The organism is Gluconobacter aidae, assembly GCF_009547075.1.
GTDB classification, from domain to species: domain Bacteria; phylum Pseudomonadota; class Alphaproteobacteria; order Acetobacterales; family Acetobacteraceae; genus Gluconobacter; species Gluconobacter aidae.
The window spans coordinates 24,924-43,993 of sequence record NZ_WIPH01000021.1 but is presented as its reverse complement, the minus strand read 5'-3'; the positions used below and the strand labels follow the sequence as shown (position 1 = coordinate 43,993).

Genomic DNA, 19,070 nt, shown 5'->3' with positions numbered 1-19,070 from the left:
GTCACGTCTGTGATTTTCTGTATCCATTCACCAGTATAGAGACTGACAGCTTCTTTACTCAATCCAATTTGAAGCGAACGATAGGGCAGAGGTTCAAGCTGCAAATTTCGTTCTGGATCCCATTGAATTCGTACAGGCGATTTAAGTTTAAGGTTGCTCCATTCTTCTGGACTCATGACGTCACCCCGATGAGTGTTGCAGCTATGCGTAAGAGCCCACTCAAAGCCTGTGCGCGTAATATCCATGGCAAGAATTCGGCGTTGCCCAGCGTCCTTATAGCCCCATCCCGCTCGATACATCATCCACAGGAATGACGGTTTAATCCAGGTCATACGTTCCATTTTGAACGTAGGCGGTCGAAACGTACCGTTTGACAGGGCAGCATCCGCTATTTCATCGCTATAGGCCTGATAGACACGGATTGTTTTCTGGTCGAATACGGCCCGTATCTGACGCTCCTGAATATTTTCCAAAATAAATCCATCAATTTTAAATTCGTTTTCCAGATTTTTTCCAATCTGAGCGCTGCATTTATCCGTACATTCATGGCCAGCTGAACGACAGGGAGCGCAAGCGGGAGCCCAATAAAAAGTATGGAGTCCCGCCAATTTTTCCGCTCCCCTTTCGGGATGCAGGGTTTATGCCTCCTTCCGGATCAGGACACCGGATGAAACAGCACGCTCAGCGAACGCACACCCTGCGCACCATGGACGAGCACACCCTCAATGTCCGCCGTGGCTGACGGGCCGCTCTGGAACACGGCATAATGCGCCTGCGTCCATTCCGGGCGCTGGTAGGCATTGTGCAGGTTGTACACGATCTGCGCCGGGTCCAGCAGGATCACCAGATGCTGCGGCAGAAAGCCCGTCGTGTTCACGAGAAGCTGTTTTTCGGTGAAGCAGAGCGATCCCGTCTCCGCCACACCGAATGCCGCCCGCAGAACGGCATATTCGACCGGGGCGATATCCGTCGGCTTCGTCTGGGGCGTGATTTTCATGTCCCCTTCGAACTCCGGCACGCAGGACAGGACAGGCCCCGGCTTGACGATGGCCTGACGCACGGGCGCCATCGGATCGGCCACATCCGGGGTCAGCATCTTGCCGCCCATGCGTTCAAGAGACTTCTGAAACAGCGCCTTCAGGTCTGCTGGTGCGGCCTGATCGAACAGCGGCACAGTGGGTCGGGGGCGGTCGCCCTGGACGTGATTTTTCCGGATTGTGTCCAGAATGGCTTCGCGTGAACCGCTCATGACTTCTTCCCTTCGTCCTGCTGCTTCCGGTTCTTGCGATACCATTCATTGAACGTCTGTTTGGGCGTCTCGGGAATGTCGCGCTTGCGGCCCCAGGTATTGAGCTTGTTGTAGAGCATGAAATGCGGAAGATGCCGCAGCGCGCTGCGGCCCAGGGGCAGACTTGCCCGATAGACCACCGGGGATGCCAGAACCTCGCCGGCCGCCTTCATCATGACCTTCTTGACCGGGGAGATTTCCCCCTCCCCCGCCAGCGTCTTGCGCCAGTCGGCGATCTGTTCGTGAATATTGATCTTCACCGGACAGACATTGGTGCAACTGCCGTTCATCGTCGAGGAATACGGCAGGTTGCGGTATTTGTGGACGTTGAAGGTCGGGTCGATAATCAGCCCGATCGGACCGGCATAGGTCGCGCCATAGCTCAGGCCGCCACTACGCCGGAAAACCGGGCAGGTATTCATGCACGCACCACAGCGGATGCATTTCAGCCCCGGCCAGAACTTCTCCATGCCAAGCCGGGCGGAACGGCCATTGTCCACGAGCACGACATGCATCTCGCCCCCCTCACGAGGGCCGCGGAAATGGGACGTGTACTGCGTGATCGGCGATCCAAGAGCACTGCGGGACAGGAGCCGGATAAAGACGGGCAGATCATCCAGACCGGGGATCAGCTTCTCGATCCCGATGGACGCGATATGCAGCGGCGGCGTGTTGGCGGACAGATCTGCATTGCCCTCATTGGTGCAGACAACGAAGGTCCCCGTCTCCGCCACTACGAAATTGCCGCCCGTCATGCCGGCCTGCGCCGACAGGATCAGCGGGCGCGTGGCTTCGCGCTGACATTCCGTCAGGTAATGGGCATCCGCATTGTCCGGATCGGAACCGATTGTTTTGGCAAAAACACTCGCGACATCGGTCCGCAGCTTGTGCACGGCGGGCACGACAACATGGCTGGGTGCTTCATCATCCAGCTGCTGGATACGCTCGCCAAGATCCGTTTCGATGACCTCGACATTGTTCTCGGCCATGAACTCCCGGAAGCCACATTCCTCCGTCAGCATCGACTTGCTCTTGATCAGCCGCTCGACGCCCTTGCTGCGCAGGATCTCCAGAACGATGGCGTTATGCTCGGCCCCGTCCTTGGCCCAGTGAACCTTGATCCCGTTGGCCGTCGCATTTTTCTCGAACAGCTCAAGATAGTAATCGAGTTTGGAAAGCGTGTGCTCCTTGATGCCCGAGGCCAGGTTTCTCAGCTCTTCCCATTCCTCGATCCCATGCATTTCCTTGTCGCGCTTCTGGCGCAGGTCCCACAGACGCGCGTCATGCATGGCCTCATGTTCGGTCGCCGCCATGAAGCGGTTTGCCGCCTCGGACTGATCGACCGGCCGGTTCCCGTGGATTTTCGCGCCACGGGGCTGGGGCTCCGAAATCCTCGATTTCAGCGGCCGGGAGGATGCTGCCCCGTGATCCAGCTGATCGGCATGGGGATCGGTCAGTTCTTCATGCAGTTCGGCGGTCATGCGCGTGCTCCATTCAGGATCTGGGCGATGTGGATGTATTTGAGATTGGCACCCATCCGCCGGGCACAGCCTTCCTGATGCATCATGCAGGAACTGTCGGAGGACGTGACATATTCCGCTCCGGATTTGAGCTGGTCCGTGACCTTGTCCTGACCCATCTTGGCCGAGACACCTTCCTCGAACACGGAAAACGTCCCGCCAAAGCCGCAGCATTCGTCAGGCCGCGTCAGATCAGCGAATTCGATCCCCCTGACCATCTTCAGGAGCGCTTTCGGCTTGGAAAACGGCTCTTCACGGCGCTCGGTCATGCTCGCGATCCGCAGGTTCCGCAGCGTATTGCAGTTGTTGTGAAGCGCAACACGATGCGGAAACTCGGCCCAGGGAAAGGCATCCACTTTCAGAACATCATGCAGGAACTCGACCAGTTCGTAGGTCCGGCCGCGAACGTGTTTGACGGCGTCGCTCTGCTCGATGGCCGTCATGTTGTTGCGGACCTGATTGGTGCAGCTTCCGGACGGCGTGACAATATAATCGTATTTCTCGAAATTACGGACGAACAGCTCTTCCGTCCTGGCCGCTTCACGCTCGCAGCCGGTATTGGTCATGGGCTGGCCACAGCATGTCTGGTCAACGGGATATTCAACGGACAGCCCAAAGCGCTCCAGCAGTTCCAGAGTCGCAATTCCTGTCTCGGGGTGAAACATATCCACATAACAGGGAACGAACAGACCGACCTTCATGGGGAATACCTTTGTCTTCAATCATCTCGTGCGACGACAGTCTCATGAAAACAGCACAAAAACAAAAGACAAGTTTACGGGAGAATCGAAGTCATCATAAACAGAGTATTTTAGTCCTGATAATAACACCAAAACAGAATAGTGGATTATGGGCTCTTTGAAAATTACAATAAATAAATGTATTTCATTCTCTTAAGTATTAATCCATGTTTTCATTAAAATTATCCGGTCCGGCAATTCCATATTCAATCCCCGACCCTTTCGATACAGAAGGGCCGGGGAAAAGCGACACCGGGGCTGACAGGGTTTCAGGAACAGGCTTTTTCCATAAGCGCCACGACATGCTTCAGGATATGCCGTTCGTCATACGCCTCAAGCGCGACCTGCCTTCCGGCCGCGCCCATCTTCTGCCTTAACGCTACGTCCTGCGTCAGTGTGCGCAGGGCCTTTGCGAGAGGCATGGACAGGCCAGGCGGAACCAGAAATCCCGTTTTGCCGTCCAGCACCTGCTCTCTCGGCCCCCGGACATCCGTCGCCACGACCGGCAATCCCGTCAGCATCGCTTCGATAACCGACATGGGCAGCCCTTCGAAATGGCTGGGCAGCGCAAACACATCTGCAGCCCTCAGCAACTCCGGGACATCTTCACGATATCCAAGCATCCGCAGACGCGGGCCGAGACGGTCGCGCGCGCATGCGAAGGCTGTCGTCAGATCCGCACCATGATCCGAAGGCAGACGCTCCCCGACCACCCAGAGCTCCGACTCCGGCACATCTTCCATCGCACGCAGCAGTTCGGGATGACCCTTGTGCCGCACCAGGCGCGACACCACGATGACCACCGGCCGGTCTTCCGGCACTCCGAGTTCCCTGCGCAAGCGTGCACGCGTCTCCGGATCGGGATGGTAGCGCTTGGGATCACGACCGTTGCCGATGGCAATGGGGTTACGGTTCAGATGCAGCCGGCGTGCATCCCGCGCCTCTTCACGCGAGACCGTCATATACAGGTCCGTTATGCGCCCTGCCGCCCATTCCAGGATCAGGGAAAGTGTCCGCCGACGCCATGATCCCGGCTGATTGAACAGGAAGCCGTGGCAGGTATAGGCCACGACACGCACCCCGCAGAGCCGCGCGGCAAATCGCGCCAGAATGCCGCTGATCGGCATGTGCCCATGGACCAGATCCGGCTTTTCGCGCCGGATCAGCCGCACCAGAGCAACAAATGCCTTATACTGCGCCACTGGGGAGAAAGAGCGCGCCATCGGAACGCCATGCACCGTAAAGCCCTCGGCCCGGACAGGCTCCAGATGGGAGCCTTCGGCACAGGCACCCTGAACGTCATGCCCGGCATCACGCAGCTCCCGCATCAGCGGCAGCAGGAACTGCCGGAGCGCAAAATCCACGTTGGTGATTTCAAGTATCTTCACAATCGCATCCCGGACACGAAACAGCCTATTCCGGGATGCGTTCGAGCAGCCAGGTCACGCTCTGATGGGTCCGTTTGACCGCGTTCTCGGCGTCAGTTTTTTCATCAGCCGGCGCGGCTTCTCCTTCCGGTGGGGCCGCATCAGGAAGGGGGCGGGGCGTAATGATGATCTGCTGGCAGACTTCGCGCTTTCCGCGCCCCAGATAAACGTCGTTCTCCAGCCGCACGGCGCCGTCACGCTGCCTGAAACGCCAGATCGTCCCGCCAACCTGCAGAATGATGTCCTCATCATCCTGCGTCACCTTCACATCCGGATGAATATGAAAGCGGATGGTAAAGTCGATGTTGCGTTCCCCATCAATGATTTCCTGTCCGCGCAGATCCTCGCCATCGGAGCCGAAATACAGGCGACGGGTCCATTTTGCGCCCAGCGGCGCGTGGTAGCCATCGTGCGACAGATCCAGCCAGTGCGCGGAACCGTCCGTCTGATGATCGCAGGACACGGTAACCGGCCGGCGCGTCATGCCGCCATCCGGTCCGAAGTCCGCGGACGACAGACCATCCGCCACCAGAACCGTATGAGCGGCACTGCATCGCATGGCATCACGCCAGGCCCCGACCACGGCACTTCCACAGTTCACGAACAGGCGATGACGCTGGTGCGAGAACTCGAAGGACAACGTTCCGGCATGCGCCATGTTGTCAAAACCGGCTGGCGGGGGGGGGCCGCTGTCCACCAGCAGCAGTGATTTGCCGAGTGCCAGCCGCGTGAATTTTCCCTGCGGCATGGCAGGCGCAATCAGCTTCTGTCGCGAGCCCTGCGCTAGAACGTCTTCCACAGCGGCACTGTGCCGCTCGTTCGCTCCGTTAAAGACCGCAAGACCGCCATCCCCGTGCCGCATCGCCCGCAGAACGGGACAGACCTTGTCCAGCGCCCGGTCGATAAAGGGCGGAACACTGGCATGGGCAGTGCGGAACATGACGGACATTTCCGCCAACTCCCGCGCAACAAGGAACTGCGCCTCCGGACTGCGCTCCACCACCGTGCCATCCGCCAGAACCAGCCGCTCCAGTTCCCCGGGCAGATACCGCAGGAATCGGGACATGAACCCCGTCTGCTCCGGCATCGCCATGGCTGCCGCCAGCAGTCCCCGGAATGCCATCAGGCCACGCGCACCTTGCGGGGGCAGAGGCAGAAGGGCCGCGATGGTCCGGCCCTCCACCAGCATCCGTTCCATCAGACGCTGCTGAAGTCGCGGATCGGCAGAGGCCAGGCAGAACTCATGATTCGACAGCCACGACGCCAGGCGGGACCCCGTGACACACGCATCGCGAACCAGCGGATCGGTTGGCGGATGCGCCAGCCAGTCACTGACGAGTCCCCGCGCGGTCAGACGGGCCCTGTCGCTCCCGAGGGTCCGCAGATCCCGCAACCAGCTGAATCCGTGGAGCCATTCGCGCACCGGCTCCGGCCAGGGACCACGCTCCCAGTTTCCGTTCGGCAGCGGATAATCCTGTCGGTCGAAACGGAAATGGCCACCAATCAGGCGCGCACCCTGATCCGGATCGCCTTTCCAGGGATCACGGAACGCATGCACTGGGCCTTCGGAAGCAGGCCCCCCGAAGGGCAGACGGGCAAGGGAGAGACGAAGACCTCGAAGCCAGCGACTGCCTGTCATCCGGTAATCTGTTCCACGAACGGCCCTTCAAGCGCCCTGATGGCGGCGTCCCGGTCCTCTTTTCCGAAAATGGCCGATCCGGCAACGAGCATGGTGGCACCAGCCTCAACCACGCGCGGTGCCGTGCTGGGGTCGATCCCACCGTCCACGGCGAGGATGATGTCCCGACCGCTCTCCCGGATCATTTCCGCGAGCGTCCTGATCTTGGAAAGCTGGCTGTCGAGGAAACTCTGGCCGCCGAATCCCGGATTGACCGTCATCACGAGGATGATGTCCACCAGATCCATGACTTCCGACAGCGCCACGGCAGGCGTCGCCGGACAGATGGCAACGCCGGGACGGCAGCCCAGGGCGCGGATGGTCTGAAGCGAACGGTGCAGATGGGGCGCGTTCTCGACATGCACCGTGATGTGATCGGCACCTGCTTTCGCAGTGGCCTCCAGATACGGGTCCACCGGATCGATCATCAGATGGACGTCGAATTTCGCATCCGTATGCTTACGCAAGGCCGCGATGACCGGAGGGCCAAACGAGATATTCGGCACGAAATGCCCGTCCATCACATCAAGATGAAGCCAGGGCGCACGCGCAATGGAAGCGATCTCTTCCCCGAGGCGGGAAAAGTCAGCAGCCAGAAGGCTGGGAGCGACGATGATCGAGGGCCGGTCAGTCATACTCTCCTGTATCGGCAAACCCATCGCGCGACGCAAGCCACATCCGCATCCGTGCGCATCTTCGTGAGCATCATGTCTGTCCACACACCCTTCCGGAACCCCGGCGTCCCTGAAACGTCCTGATAGCCACATCTGTCGACCTGCCCGGAGTGCCTCATGACCGACCGCCTTTCACCCACCCTCCTCAGCCGCGACAGCTGGATCCGCCGCCCCTCTCACCGGGCATGGCTGGAAATGCAGGGTCGCCGCCTTCTGGATTTCAGCAAGGGCGGGTGCATTGACGGCGGTTTTACCGGGCTGGATCTGGAAGGCACGCTCCCCGAAAACGCGAAACCTGAAGCCACGCTGACCGCGCGCTGCGTCCATGCCTATGCCGTGGCCGAGCTTCAGGGCCTTCCCGGAAGCGCGCCTCTCGTCGCCCATGGAATCCATGCCCTGCGCACGAATTTCCGTGATGATGCCCATGGCGGCTGGCAGCATTTCGCGGACAAGGACAATGACCGCAAGCAGGCTTACCTGCACGCTTTCGTGGCCCTCGCGGCGTCCTCGGCCGTCCTGATCGGGGCGGAAGGCGCGGGCGACCTGCTCCGGGATGCGATCGATCAGATCGAAACCCATTTCTGGAGCGAGGACGAAGGCGTCATGCGCGAAAGCTTCGCCCCGGACTGGTCGGACGAGGAAGACTATCGCGGTGCCAACAGCAACATGCATTCCACCGAGGCCTTCATGGCGCTGGCGGACGTCACGGGAGACGTGAAATGGCTGCATCGCGCCCGGCGCATCGTCACGCGCTTCGTGCATGAACTGGCCGCCGCGGAAGGATTCGCGATGCCTGAGCATTTCAACCGCAACTGGACGCTCATGCGCGACTATCACAGCGACAAACCCAACGATGACCTGCGGCCCTATGGCATGACGCCGGGACATTTCGTGGAATGGGCCCATCTGACCCTGAAGCTCGAAGCCGCCCTTCTGCGTCACGGCCTGGCCACGCCCGAATGGATGCTGCATGACGCCCAGGCCCTGTTTGAAACCGGGATGAATACCGGCTGGAACGCCGATGGTCGGCCAGGCATGCTCTACACCATCAACTGGGAGCACGGCCCGCATAACCGCAGCCGCATCCACTGGGCGCAGGCCGAAGCCCTGACGGCTGCCATCAACCTCTACAAGCGGACCGGAAATCCCCATTACAAGCACTGGTATCGCATGATCTGGGACTATATCGACACGACCCTGATCGACCGCGATTTCGGGAGCTGGTTCAATGAAGTCAGCCCCGAGGGCGAACCCACCGAGACGATCTACAAGGGCAAGGGAGACCTGTACCACGCCTATCAGGCCACGCTCGCCCCGATGATGCCGCTCGCCCCGTCCCTTGCCACGGCCATCGAGCAGATCGGCGTCCCTTACTGACCCGCCAGCCCTAAGGCGCTTTCGTCAGCACATAGACCGGAAGCGCCACGGAATCCCGGAACAGGTACCAGAGTTCCACCATCCGGAAGCGGCACGGCGCCGCCCCCGAGACCGGTTTCACCCCAGCCCGGCGAAGCGACCATTCCGACCGCAGGACATGAAACCACTGCGTGACCACGACAGCGCCCTCGGGATGCAGCCGGGCGACATGCAGGGCCGTCAGCCAGGTGTTGTTTCCGTGCGAATCCACAATGATTGCCGAAGCCGGAACATCCCTGGCCATCAGCCAGTCCGCCATGATCCGGGCCTCGTCCTGATGGTTGCCGCTTTCGATCGCACCGCTCACCATGATCGTCCGTACAAACCCGGCACGCCACAGCCGCAGCCCTTCTTCCAGCCGCTCACGCAGCGCCGGTCGCGGCTCTCCGTTGTGAGTAACGGCTGTTCCGAGAATAACCGCCATTTCCGAGCGGACCGGCACAGCCGAGACACCCCGGAACGCGACCCACCCCATCCAGAGCAGCAACAGACCGGCCAGCACCACGACGCCAACCAGTCCCCGACGCAGCCTTCTGGCGATCATGCCCCAGAACATCAGGAACAGGTCTCTTTTCCAGCCTGCAACCGGTGCAGGTAAAGCAGCGCCACCCCGGCTGCCAGAATCCCGGAAAGAGATCCCACCCCCAGCGCCCAGCGGGGGCCCAGACAGTTCGCAACCATGCCCACCAGCGGTGCCCCTAGCGGAGACGATCCTGCAAAGACGGCAAAGCGGATCGACACCACACGCCCGCGCATGCCCGGATCCGTTGCCAGCTGCATGTAGCTATTGCTCACCGCCGTGAAGGTCAGCGACGCCATGCCGGCCATGACCAGCGTGACAGCAAAAGCCCAGTATCCCGGCGAAAGTGCGCCCAGCAGACAGGCCAGACTGAAGACGACGGCCCCCTGCGGCAGGGCGGAAAACTGCATGGTCTTACGGCTGGCCGCGAAGAGGGCCCCCGTGATCGTCCCGACCGCCATGGCCGAATTCAGAACACCATAGCCATGCGCCCCAACGTGAAAGACGCTGACGGCCATGGTTGAGATATAGATCGGGAAATTGAGCCCGAACGCCCCCAGCAAAAACAGCATGAACAGGATGGTCCGCAGGTCATCGCGCTTCCAGACGTAGCGCACGCCTGTCAGCAGATCCTGTTTTTCCTGATGCGCATTTTCCGGTTTGACGGGGGCAAGACGATGCAGTTCCTGTGTCCGCAGGGAGAGGAGCGACATCAGCACGCCATAAAACGAAAGCCCGTTCAGAATGAACGACCAGCCCGAACCGAGTTCCGCGATACAGAACCCCGCTACGGCCGGCCCGATCATGCGCCCCGCGTTATAAGAGACGGAATTGAGCGCAACGGCGTTGGCCAGATCCGCTTCGCCCACCAGTTCGCCCGCGAAAATCTGCCGCACCGGGCTGTCAAACGCCGCCACACAGCCGCTCAGAAACGCAAACAGGTCCACTTCCCACAACCGGATCAGGCCCGTCACCACCAAAACCCCCAGCGCAATAGCCAGAGTCCCAAGTGCAGCCTGGGTCAGCAGCAGAAAGCGATGCTTCTCCACCCTGTCGGCGATTTTCCCGGTCCAGAAAATCAGCAGGAGCGGTGGCGCGAGCTGAAGCGCCATGACGATGCCGACAGCCGTCGCATCATGCCGGGTCAGTTCCGTCAGAACCAGCCAGTCCTGCGTCGTCATCTGCATCCAGGTCCCGATATTCGAGACCAGGGCCCCCATGGCCCAGATGCGGTAGTTACGTCTCCCCAGAGAGCGGAACGCCTGCCCCATCATGGGCAGGATCCGTCATTCAGGACAGGAGAGCACGAGGGACGAGCCGGCATGCCGACAGTGTCGGGAATATCAGGGCCGATGTCGAGGCATGTCGCGATAATGTTCCCCCTGCCCGGCTCCGCGGAAAAGTCCTTCTCAGGCGGACGCCCCGAGGAGGTGATGATGCTGCGGATCTCCCGGACGAGACTGAAAGGCCGCCGGAACGTGCAGGTCAGGCTCCCCTTCTTCATGTTGACAATTGATCTTCTACAGAGGATTTGTGGCGTTTCACCGTGGGGGGCTCCGGCATGGGGCTGAGATTCTGCTGATGTGACCCTTAAAAGTCATGCGGCGCAGTGACCCATTGAACCTGATCCAGTTCGTACTGGCGGAGGGATGGTGGTCGCTGTCTGCCCGACGCATGCCCATGCACAATGCAGCCAGCAGCTTGAACCTTTCCTGTCAGAGCTGAGATCTCATTGCTTGCAGGCGAGGAGTCTCTCATCATGGCACACAGACAACACCCGGCCATTCCGGCCCCGGCGTCTGTCAGACCATACTGCTCCACAATGCGGGAAGCGCCTGCGCCTCCCGTCTCGCGTTCGCGATATCGCAGCCTTCTGCCTGTCCTGATCGGCACAACGGTCTGTTTTTCGGTCGCGCGGGCCGCCGATACGCCAGCCACGACCAAACCACCGGTCCAGCAGACCACAGCCCAGGCGCAGGCCGTCAAGTCCGCCAGGGCCGAGCACATCATCGTGCATCGCATTGCGGACAGCGCTCCCGGCAACCAGCCGGGGGGCGGACTGATCCATCTGCAGGACGGCGTGAAATCCGTCAGTACCGTCAGCCAGGATTTCATTTCCAAACAGGCCCCGATGGCGACGGCCTTCCAGCTTGCCTCCATGCTGCCCGGCGCCAATGTCGCCTCCTCCGATCCAATGGGCTTTTCCCCAAATACGAACATCACCGTCCGCGGTCTCGATAACAGCGCCATCGGCTATGTTCTCGAAGGCATGCCGCTGAATGACGTGGCCTATTATTCCGGCACGCCGAGCCAGTTCGCGGACAGTGAGAACTATCAGGAAATCGCCCTGGCGCAGGGATCGGCCGACCTCGACAGCCCGGTCCTGAACGCGGCCGGCGGCCTGATGAACCTGACATTCCGCGACCCCGCCAAAAAAGCCGGTGGCAATGCCAGCGTGTCCTATGGGTCCTACAACACCAACCGCGAGTTCATCCGGCTTGATACCGGCGACATCGCCCATACCGGCATCCGTGGCTTCGTGTCCTATTCCCATGGCGCAACCGATAACTGGCGCGGCCCCGGACGCGACGAGAAACAGCACGTCGATTTCAAGTTCCTCAAGGAATGGGGACAGGGCAACCGCGCCAGTCTCCTGGGGTCCTTCAACACGACCATCACAAGCTGGTATCCCGAACCCACCATGTCCTCCTGGAAATCGGACGGCATCGGAGGCCAGAACAATCTTCTGGCTCACTATGACAGCAGCAATCCCGAGAATGGCGCGAATTACTGGCGCCTGTGGCGGGACGGAGAGCGCACGCTTTATGGCGGGGCGCCCGTTCATCTGACGCTGACAGACCGCCTGTCCCTGGACGTCACGCCTTATGCCCAGTTCGCCTATGGCAACTGGCCGGGCGGAAGCACGATGTCCACCTCCGGTCTCTATCAGGGCACGCAGGCCCTGTCCGACACGCTGAACCTGCCCGGCGCGCAGGATGGCGTCGGTGTGGTCCGCGCGGATTATACCCAGCGCAGCTACCGTTCCGGCTTTACCAGCGCCCTGCATTACAAGACCGGCTGGAACGATTTCGTCCTCGGTTACTGGTACGATTACGGCGACGACAACGAGCAGCAGCCCTTCACAGCCGTCCAGACCAACGGATATGCACCGGACATCTGGGCGGAAAACGGCAAGGACGTGATCCGCCTGTCAAATGGCGAGCGGCTTCTGGGAGGCAGCTTCCATACCATTTCCCAGACCAATGCCCTGTTCGTCGGCGATCATATATCGCTGCTTCATGATCGTCTGGCCATCGACCTCGGCTTCAAAGCCGTCATGATGAGCCGTGATGGCACGAACAGCCTGCCGGGCCCGCAGTATCATGTCGCGTCCAACAGCATGGAGCCCCTGCCCCGTCTGGGCGTGCGCTGGCGGATTGACGGCGAGAACCAGCTTTTCTTCAATGCCACGACCAATTTCCGAGCACCCGATCAGACCGCGCTTTACAACACCTATGACCCCTCATCGGGCGAGATGTACGGAACCGGCTCCACGGATATCCGCAACGAATATTCCATTTCCGAAGAGCTGGGATATCGCCGGACGGGGCGCTGGATCATCGGCAGCCTGACACTGTTCAACTACAACTTCACCAACCGCCAGATCTCCACGCAGGCCGTGCAGAACGGCTCCATCGTCAGCACGACCATGAATGCCGGTGGCCAGACGTCACGCGGTGTGGACGTGGAAATCGGCCTGCGCCCCTGGCACCATTTCAGCCCGTATGTGTCGGGTGAATACCTGCACGCCACCATCGACAACGATCTGATGTCCGGCGGGGACCTTCTGCGCACCCGTGGCAAGATCGCTGTCCGCAGCCCCACCCTTCAGGCCGCGGCCGGGCTGAGTTACGATGACGGACACATCTTCGGCGTCGCCACCGTGCATTACACCGGCCACCAGTACGCCACCTTCATGAATGACGAGCGCGTCTCGGATCATACGACGGGTGATCTCGCCATCGGCTACCGCTTTTCGGACCACGTCCATCTGCATCAGCCGACCCTGCGGATGAACTTCATCAACATCACGAACGAGCACTATCTTTCCGGCGTGGCCAGCCCCACCCTGAACGCGAAGGACACGACCGGCGTCTATGGCACCACCATCGCCGGCAGTGCCCCGAGCTATTATATCGGTGGTGGCTTCGCGGCCCTGTTCACCGCCTCCACGGGATTCTGAGCATGGCAGAGGCATCCGGACAGTTCGGCGTCAACGGTCCCGAAAACAAACGGGACTGGCCGGCGCTGTCGGATGCCGAAGCCTGCGAGGTCCTGTCCCATTTCCCGCTCCCCGCCCCGGCCAGACAGGTCATCTGGCATGGACGGCGACCGTTTTCCTCAACGGGCGTCGTCGCGCTGGCGGACGGGAGCCGGGTTTTCGTCAAACGTCATGACCATTGCCTGCGCGATGCCGCAGCTCTTGGGGAAGAGCACCGCTTCATCACGCATCTGGCCGAACAGGGCGTTCCGGTCGGCCAGACATGGCGCACGAAAACCGGGCAGGCCGCCCTCGATCTCGATGGGTCAGCATACGAAGTCTTTTCCATCATGCCCGGCCATGACCTGTACGAAACCGTGCAGTCCTGGGAGCCGTTCCACAACGTCAAACACGCCTTTTCCGGCGGCCTGCATCTGGGGCGGCTTCACGAGGCGGCCAGAAGTTTCAATGCCCCTGCCCGCCCTTCACGACGCCCCCTGCTCTCCACGTTCGAGGTCATCACATCCCCCGATCTGATGAGCGGGCTGGAACGCTGGGTCCCCCAACAGGCCGGGCTGACAGAAGCCCTGACCCGTCATCCCTGGCGTGAGGATATCCCCGCCGCCCTGCTGCCGTTTCATGAGAGACTGAAACCCCATCTCGGCACGATCCAGCCCCGCTGGGGCCATGGCGACTGGCATCCCTCCAATCTGTTCTGGAACGGCACCGGAGCCGATGCACAGGTCTGTGGCATTCTCGATTTCGGCATGTCGGACCGGACCTGCGCCGCCTATGATCTGGCTGTCGCCATCGAACGCACCGCCATTGCGTGGCTCGAACCCCGGAACGACTGCCCCGTCATTCATGAACGGCTGGAAGCGTTCCTGTCGGGCTATCTGGCGCAATATGCGCTCTCCCGCGAAGAACGCCGTCTGGTGCCCCTCTTCCTGCCCCTCGTTCACGTCGAATATGCCCTCTCCGAAGTCGCTTATTACGAGACGCTGGTCCACGACCGGGCTGGCGTGAAAGCGGCCTATACGGACTATCTTCTGGGCCACGCGCACTGGTTCGCGTCGCCCTCCGGGCAGCAGTTCCTGCGCTGGCTGACCCGGACCCTTCAGGCCCCCTCATGTCCCTGATCGAAATTCTGGGCGCAATCCTCAGCGCACTCGCCGTCTGGCTGACATCGCGACGCAGCATGATCTGCTGGCCCGTCTCGCTGGCGGCGGCGGGGCTTTACTGCTGGGTGTTCCTCAAAGCGCGGCTCTATGCCGATGCAGGGCTTCAGATCGCGTTCTGTCTGTATGTTGTCTACGGATGGCGGCACTGGCACCGAATGGAAAGACCGGATGGCCGGATCCGCGTCCGTCGCCCGACACGCCGGACCCTCCTGAACGGACTGCTCTGCGGCGCGGCGGGAAGCGCGGTCTGGGCCTTCGTCCTCGCCCGTTTCACCAACGATCCCATGCCCGTCACGGATGCCACTCTCACGGCCTACAGCATCCTTGCCCAAGGGTGGGACACCATGCGCTATCGCGAGACCTGGGTCCTGTGGATCGTGGTGAACAGCGCCTATGTCGCCCTGTTCATCAGCCGCGGCCTTTATCCGACGGCAGTGCTGTATGCCGGCTTCGTCCTGCTCGCCGCCAACGGATACCGCCTCTGGAAGCCCGCTCCGTCAGCCGCCCCGTAGTCCTGCCCCCTGCGCCATAAGCGAGCGGGCGCGGTTCAGCGCCGCATGCAACATGCCCGCTCTTGCGGCCACGGCCTGCGCGTCATGCCTGCCGATCCCGTAGAAGAGCTGTTTGAGTTTCTGATCCACGGCCTTCGCAAGCAGATCCTCATACGCTGCGACCGCTGATTGCGCATCCGAAACGCAGCCGTTGAATGACGCCAGTTCGCTCTGGGCACTGGCCGGATGATACGCCAGCCCTGCATCCCTGCCGGAAGAGGACTGCTTCGACTGGATTGCCCGGGCCATTGTCCCGCATGAACGTGCCGTGAGATCCTGGCTCGGCGCGGTGTCTCTGCACGGTGTCACGCGCGACGATATGCCGCAACCGTACCGAAATACATTCATTCTCCGAAAACTGTATGACTGCGATCAGGACGACATCGCGACCCGACTTGGCATTTCAAGACGGTCGGTCGAACGGCATATCGCAACCGGCCTCGCCTATCTCCTCAAGGCTGGAAGTGACGATTCCTGACAGCCACCCCGTCAGTCAGACTTGTCCGCGGCGCCGGACACATCATGGAAAGCGCGCCCCCATCCCGCGACAGGGTCCAAAGTCGAAAGTATCGTTTCTTGCCTGAAGACAGATCAGAAGACAGTGACGCAATGGCCGCACACTGGGTCACACAGCAGGATGCTCAATCCCTCACTGGCAAAGAGCGTCAGGATTTCGAGGCATGGCTTGCTCAGGACGTGCGCAATTTCGGAGCGTATGTCCGCGCGCAGGCCTTTTTCAGACATCTGAATTACCGGGCTTCTCCATCCCTGAGCCATTTCCCTGCCCGGAATACTCCGAGCCGTCCGCCCCGGACAGCGACCATATCGCGACGCCGCTTTCTGCCGCTTGCCGCCGCCTCGATCGGGAGCCTGATGCTGTACGATACGGCCCGGGACCAAACAGTCCGTCTGGAGCGTGGACACGAACTCCCGCGCAATTATGCTTGGCATCAGGGCGTCATTACACTGGATGCCCTCACCACCGCTTACCTGCCGGAAGCGACCTCCAGCGACAGGATCGATATGGTCAATGGTCGGCTCGGCATCCAGCTTCATTCCGGGATCGTCTCGGTCTCGACAGACACCCTGCGCCTTACGGGAACGGCAGCGGATTTCGATCTGACACGCTCTCCTCAGGGCCTGCGCCTTCAGCACTATGCCGGAACGCTCACCTGGCAGACCCCTGATGGCCAACACCAGTTGACCATCCCCACAGCTGTGGAGTTCACGCAAGCCGGCCGCAGTCTGCAAGCGACCTGCCGCCCGCTTTCCCCCGATGACATCATCGAACAGACGGCGTGGAGACAGGGAACCCTCGTGCTGAACGACACAACGCTCCAGAATGCGCTTGCGCGATTTGCACCCTATACGCGCCTGAAACTCATGATCCGCGATCCCCATCTTTCAGGAAGCAGGATCTCCGGCAGCTTCGCTCTGGCGGCGCCGGAAGATTTCGCCCTGTCCATTGCACGCCTGATCCGATGCCGGGTTGAGATATCAAACAGAAGCATCACCTTTACGGCGTAAAAACACCCCGGACAATCTGGCTGCCTTGAGGGCTCCTGGCGGATGTTCGCAGATTTCAGATACCCCTACTTTCTCCTTCGGACCGATCGGCCTATCTTTCCCTGCGCAGCACTGCTGATTTTATTTCCATGGAAAGCCAAGCCTTCAATGCCAGATCTTTTCCAGAACGGTTCTCAGGACAGTACCCGGTCCGTTCTGGTTGCCCTGCTGGCGAGCGGCATTGTCATCAGCGCCATCTGGATTCTCAAGCCGTTCCTTCCCGCCACGATCTGGGCCGTCACGATCGCGGTGACCACCTGGCCCATGCTGCGACGGCTTCAGGCTCTCGTCGGGAACAGCCGCAGGATTGCCGTTTCCCTCACCATCCTGATCGCAATGCTGGTCTTCATCATGCCGCTCTGGCTCGCCATCACGACGGTTTCGAGTCATTTCGGCGAGATCGTCAGTCTGGTCTCATCCTCTTCAACCCTCCATATTCCTGACGAACCGGGATGGATCGAGCGCCTGCCCCTGATCGGTCCCCATATCGCGCCATTCTGGGATCGCGTGCAGCGCATGCAATTTCCCGAAATGGTCCGGCAGATCATTCCATCCCCGGAAACCCTTATTCACACCTTCCTGGCCTATGCCGGGAGTTTCAGCATTCTTGCCCTCCAGTTCGTGCTGACGCTGGTTATCCTCGGCGTACTCCTCATGCGCGCCGAAGCCGCCATTGCAACCGCAGAGACACTCGTCACCATCCTTGCCGGCAATCGCGGCAAGGAAATGCTTCAGCTTGCAGCCTATACGATCCGGGGGGTCGCCTTTGGCGTGACCGTCACCGCGGTCGTTGAATCCGCCGTGGCCGGCATCGGGCTGAAACTCGCCGGTGCGCCCTGGGTCAGTATCCTGACCGCCGTGACCTTCATGGTCTGCCTGCTTCAGGCCGGCCCCGGCGTCACCCTGATCCCCGCCGTGATCTGGGTCTATTTTGACCGTGGCCTTGCCCCGGCAGCGCTTCTGCTCGTCGTCACCATCATCACGATCATCATCGATAACGTCCTGCGCCCGTTCCTGATCCGCAAACAGGCCGATATCCCGCTCATTCTCATCATGCTCGGCGTGATTGGCGGCCTCGGCGGTCTGGGGCTGGTCGGGATCTTCATCGGCCCGCTGATCCTGTCCGTGGCCTATACGCTGACCAAGAGCTGGATCAGCGACTCCCGCCAGACACCCCCATCCATTTCGACGTCTCTGGATTCCTGAACCCTCATTCCGACGCGACAGCGCCATAGGCCTGTCGGATACGGCGGGCCTGATGGATGAAATACAGCTTGGCCCCCGTCATCCGGACCGAGCGAAACACCAGATAAAGCGGCGCTGTCAGGGCCGTGCGGGACGAGAGCGGGATATAGACCACCTGTCCGGCGTGATGCTGCTGCATGGACTGGGGCACGAGTGAAATCCCCAAGCCCCCGGCCACGAGATTCAGGGCGGCCAGAAGCTGCGGACCTTTCTGGCGGATCCGCGGCGTGAAGCCCGCACCCAGACAGGCATCGATGATCGTCTTGTACAGACCGTTATTGTACTGGCTCTGATACAGGATGAAGTCCTCGTCCTCGAGTTCAGCCAGCTTCAGACCCGCAGCCGGCGCCTCTTTTGCAAGACGATGGCTCTTCGGTACAGCCACCACCATGGGCTCTTCCACGATCAGCTCGACCACCACATCCGACACATCGGGAATGGACGTCCGCACGAACGCGACATCCACCGTATCGTCGCGCAATGCGCCCAGAAGCTGACTGGAATTGCCCTCCATCAGCATCAGCCCCACATCCGGCCAGGTTTCGCGGAACTGCCCGAGCATATCCGGCAAACTGGGATGACACAGCGCGGAGTTCGTGAACCCGATCGACAGCTCTCCAGCCTCGCCACGCACAATGCGGCGAACATCCTCGACCGTCTCATTCATACGCTCAATGACATCATACGCCCCCTTGAGCATGCTGCGCCCGGCCGGGGTCAGACGCATGCCACGGGCATGACGTTCAAAGAGCTGAACACCGAGTTCCTGTTCCATGCCCTTGAGCAGCCGGGTCAAAGGCGGCTGCTGGACCCCGAGGCGCTCGGCAGCCCGGGTCAGGTTGCGTTCTTCGGCAATCGCGATGACGGCATGGAGATGTCTGAGTTCGATCATTCCATACTTTTAAGGTATGATGAAACCGTTCCGCAAACATTGGTTCAGACACGGAACTTCTTTAAGGTCCGCCGCGTCACAGACACATCCCTTGACCGAACAGGAACGCGC

General features: G+C 60.8%; 18 protein-coding genes and 1 riboswitch. Of the genes, 7 read left to right on the top strand and 11 right to left on the bottom strand.

Annotation, left to right across the window (positions count from 1 at the left end; all coding sequences use genetic code 11):
- The 7 genes from GFJ39_RS09725 to rpe form a co-directional block, all read right to left on the bottom strand.
- The coding region (locus tag GFJ39_RS09725) for a DUF4291 domain-containing protein (protein WP_228391886.1) at nucleotides 1-608 on the bottom strand (608 nt) is incomplete at its 3' end.
- Between the two features lie 47 nt (nucleotides 609-655).
- Nucleotides 656-1,249 carry a LutC/YkgG family protein gene (locus GFJ39_RS09720; protein WP_153431147.1) on the bottom strand — a complete coding sequence of 198 codons (594 nt, stop codon included), beginning with the start codon at nucleotides 1,247-1,249 and terminating at the stop codon, nucleotides 656-658.
- Nucleotides 1,246-2,769 carry a lactate utilization protein B gene (locus GFJ39_RS09715; RefSeq protein ID WP_153431146.1) on the bottom strand — a complete coding sequence of 508 codons (1,524 nt, stop codon included), beginning with the start codon at nucleotides 2,767-2,769 and terminating at the stop codon, nucleotides 1,246-1,248. The genes GFJ39_RS09720 and GFJ39_RS09715 overlap by 4 nt, the downstream gene beginning before the upstream one ends.
- A complete protein-coding gene (locus GFJ39_RS09710) occupies nucleotides 2,766-3,509 on the bottom strand; it encodes a (Fe-S)-binding protein (RefSeq protein ID WP_153431145.1) in 744 nt (247 codons plus the stop codon). Before GFJ39_RS09710 ends, GFJ39_RS09715 begins: the two co-directional genes overlap by 4 nt.
- 308 nt (nucleotides 3,510-3,817) lie before the next feature.
- Nucleotides 3,818-4,936: a glycosyltransferase family 4 protein gene (locus GFJ39_RS09705; RefSeq protein ID WP_325062904.1), complete on the bottom strand. Its 1,119-nt coding sequence runs from the start codon at nucleotides 4,934-4,936 to the stop codon at nucleotides 3,818-3,820.
- Between the two features lie 25 nt (nucleotides 4,937-4,961).
- Complete coding sequence (locus tag GFJ39_RS09700; RefSeq protein WP_153431143.1) at nucleotides 4,962-6,614, bottom strand: heparinase II/III family protein; 1,653 nt, start codon at nucleotides 6,612-6,614, stop codon at nucleotides 4,962-4,964.
- Entirely contained in the window at nucleotides 6,611-7,288 is a 678-nt protein-coding gene (rpe, locus tag GFJ39_RS09695; RefSeq protein WP_153431142.1) for a ribulose-phosphate 3-epimerase, read from the bottom strand. The genes GFJ39_RS09700 and rpe overlap by 4 nt, the downstream gene beginning before the upstream one ends.
- A gap of 156 nt (nucleotides 7,289-7,444) precedes the next feature.
- Between rpe and GFJ39_RS09690 the strand changes: the two genes are divergently transcribed.
- On the top strand, nucleotides 7,445-8,704 hold the full coding sequence (locus tag GFJ39_RS09690; RefSeq protein WP_153431141.1) for an AGE family epimerase/isomerase: 1,260 nt from the start codon (nucleotides 7,445-7,447) through the stop codon (nucleotides 8,702-8,704).
- 10 nt (nucleotides 8,705-8,714) lie between these two features.
- Here the strand turns inward: GFJ39_RS09690 and GFJ39_RS09685 are convergent, their stop codons facing one another.
- Entirely contained in the window at nucleotides 8,715-9,287 is a 573-nt protein-coding gene (locus tag GFJ39_RS09685) for a YdcF family protein (RefSeq protein ID WP_228391885.1), read from the bottom strand.
- An 11-nt stretch (nucleotides 9,288-9,298) separates the two neighbouring features.
- Nucleotides 9,299-10,537, bottom strand: a complete 1,239-nt coding sequence (locus GFJ39_RS09680) for an MFS transporter (RefSeq protein WP_041111745.1) — start codon at nucleotides 10,535-10,537, stop codon at nucleotides 9,299-9,301.
- 263 nt (nucleotides 10,538-10,800) lie between these two features.
- Nucleotides 10,801-10,930: riboswitch (TPP riboswitch) on the top strand.
- 155 nt (nucleotides 10,931-11,085) lie between these two features.
- Here GFJ39_RS09680 and GFJ39_RS09675 point away from each other — a divergent pair.
- Genes GFJ39_RS09675 through pnuC form a run of 3 tightly spaced genes read left to right on the top strand, consistent with a single transcriptional unit; the run spans nucleotide 11,086 to nucleotide 15,217 of the window.
- A complete protein-coding gene (locus tag GFJ39_RS09675) occupies nucleotides 11,086-13,506 on the top strand; it encodes a TonB-dependent receptor (RefSeq protein WP_153431151.1) in 2,421 nt (806 codons plus the stop codon).
- A 2-nt stretch (nucleotides 13,507-13,508) separates the two neighbouring features.
- Complete coding sequence (locus tag GFJ39_RS09670; RefSeq protein WP_153431139.1) at nucleotides 13,509-14,663, top strand: phosphotransferase enzyme family protein; 1,155 nt, start codon at nucleotides 13,509-13,511, stop codon at nucleotides 14,661-14,663.
- Nucleotides 14,654-15,217, top strand: a complete 564-nt coding sequence (pnuC, locus tag GFJ39_RS09665) for a nicotinamide riboside transporter PnuC (protein WP_153431138.1) — start codon at nucleotides 14,654-14,656, stop codon at nucleotides 15,215-15,217. The genes GFJ39_RS09670 and pnuC overlap by 10 nt, the downstream gene beginning before the upstream one ends.
- Here pnuC and GFJ39_RS09660 read toward each other — a convergent pair.
- Nucleotides 15,203-15,505 (bottom strand): hypothetical protein, encoded by a 303-nt coding sequence (locus GFJ39_RS09660; RefSeq protein ID WP_153431137.1) that lies wholly within the window; start codon nucleotides 15,503-15,505, stop codon nucleotides 15,203-15,205. The two genes, pnuC and GFJ39_RS09660, sit on opposite strands and share 15 nt — an antisense overlap.
- Nucleotides 15,506-15,524: 19 nt before the next feature.
- Here GFJ39_RS09660 and GFJ39_RS09655 point away from each other — a divergent pair, with 19 nt between their 5' ends.
- The 3 genes from GFJ39_RS09655 to GFJ39_RS09645 all read left to right on the top strand — a co-directional run bounded on the left by GFJ39_RS09655 (nucleotide 15,525) and on the right by GFJ39_RS09645 (nucleotide 18,028).
- Nucleotides 15,525-15,734, top strand: a complete 210-nt coding sequence (locus GFJ39_RS09655) for a sigma factor-like helix-turn-helix DNA-binding protein (protein ID WP_153431136.1) — start codon at nucleotides 15,525-15,527, stop codon at nucleotides 15,732-15,734.
- 131 nt (nucleotides 15,735-15,865) lie between these two features.
- Complete coding sequence (locus GFJ39_RS09650) at nucleotides 15,866-16,783, top strand: DUF4880 domain-containing protein (RefSeq protein WP_194285339.1); 918 nt, start codon at nucleotides 15,866-15,868, stop codon at nucleotides 16,781-16,783.
- Nucleotides 16,784-16,930: 147 nt separating this feature from the next.
- Nucleotides 16,931-18,028 (top strand): AI-2E family transporter, encoded by a 1,098-nt coding sequence (locus GFJ39_RS09645; protein WP_153431134.1) that lies wholly within the window; start codon nucleotides 16,931-16,933, stop codon nucleotides 18,026-18,028.
- Between the two features lie 4 nt (nucleotides 18,029-18,032).
- Here the strand turns inward: GFJ39_RS09645 and GFJ39_RS09640 are convergent, their stop codons facing one another.
- Nucleotides 18,033-18,959: a LysR family transcriptional regulator gene (locus GFJ39_RS09640; protein ID WP_153431133.1), complete on the bottom strand. Its 927-nt coding sequence runs from the start codon at nucleotides 18,957-18,959 to the stop codon at nucleotides 18,033-18,035.
- Between the last annotated feature and the right edge of the window lie 111 nt (nucleotides 18,960-19,070).

What these genes read in the sequence shown, in the direction of transcription:
- GFJ39_RS09720 (WP_153431147.1), bottom strand. Translation starts at nt 1,249, where the DNA reads ATGAGCGGTTCACGCGAAGCCATTCTGGACACAATCCGGAAAAATCAC.
- GFJ39_RS09715 (WP_153431146.1), bottom strand. Translation starts at nt 2,769, where the DNA reads ATGACCGCCGAACTGCATGAAGAACTGACCGATCCCCATGCCGATCAG.
- GFJ39_RS09710 (WP_153431145.1), bottom strand. Translation starts at nt 3,509, where the DNA reads ATGAAGGTCGGTCTGTTCGTTCCCTGTTATGTGGATATGTTTCACCCC.
- GFJ39_RS09700 (WP_153431143.1), bottom strand. Translation starts at nt 6,614, where the DNA reads ATGACAGGCAGTCGCTGGCTTCGAGGTCTTCGTCTCTCCCTTGCCCGT.
- rpe (WP_153431142.1), bottom strand. Translation starts at nt 7,288, where the DNA reads ATGACTGACCGGCCCTCGATCATCGTCGCTCCCAGCCTTCTGGCTGCT.
- GFJ39_RS09690 (WP_153431141.1), top strand. Translation starts at nt 7,445, where the DNA reads ATGACCGACCGCCTTTCACCCACCCTCCTCAGCCGCGACAGCTGGATC.
- GFJ39_RS09685 (WP_228391885.1), bottom strand. Translation starts at nt 9,287, where the DNA reads ATGATCGCCAGAAGGCTGCGTCGGGGACTGGTTGGCGTCGTGGTGCTG.
- GFJ39_RS09680 (WP_041111745.1), bottom strand. Translation starts at nt 10,537, where the DNA reads ATGATGGGGCAGGCGTTCCGCTCTCTGGGGAGACGTAACTACCGCATC.
- GFJ39_RS09675 (WP_153431151.1), top strand. Translation starts at nt 11,086, where the DNA reads ATGCGGGAAGCGCCTGCGCCTCCCGTCTCGCGTTCGCGATATCGCAGC.
- GFJ39_RS09670 (WP_153431139.1), top strand. Translation starts at nt 13,509, where the DNA reads ATGGCAGAGGCATCCGGACAGTTCGGCGTCAACGGTCCCGAAAACAAA.
- pnuC (WP_153431138.1), top strand. Translation starts at nt 14,654, where the DNA reads ATGTCCCTGATCGAAATTCTGGGCGCAATCCTCAGCGCACTCGCCGTC.
- GFJ39_RS09660 (WP_153431137.1), bottom strand. Translation starts at nt 15,505, where the DNA reads ATGGCCCGGGCAATCCAGTCGAAGCAGTCCTCTTCCGGCAGGGATGCA.
- GFJ39_RS09650 (WP_194285339.1), top strand. Translation starts at nt 15,866, where the DNA reads ATGGCCGCACACTGGGTCACACAGCAGGATGCTCAATCCCTCACTGGC.
- GFJ39_RS09645 (WP_153431134.1), top strand. Translation starts at nt 16,931, where the DNA reads ATGCCAGATCTTTTCCAGAACGGTTCTCAGGACAGTACCCGGTCCGTT.
- GFJ39_RS09640 (WP_153431133.1), bottom strand. Translation starts at nt 18,959, where the DNA reads ATGATCGAACTCAGACATCTCCATGCCGTCATCGCGATTGCCGAAGAA.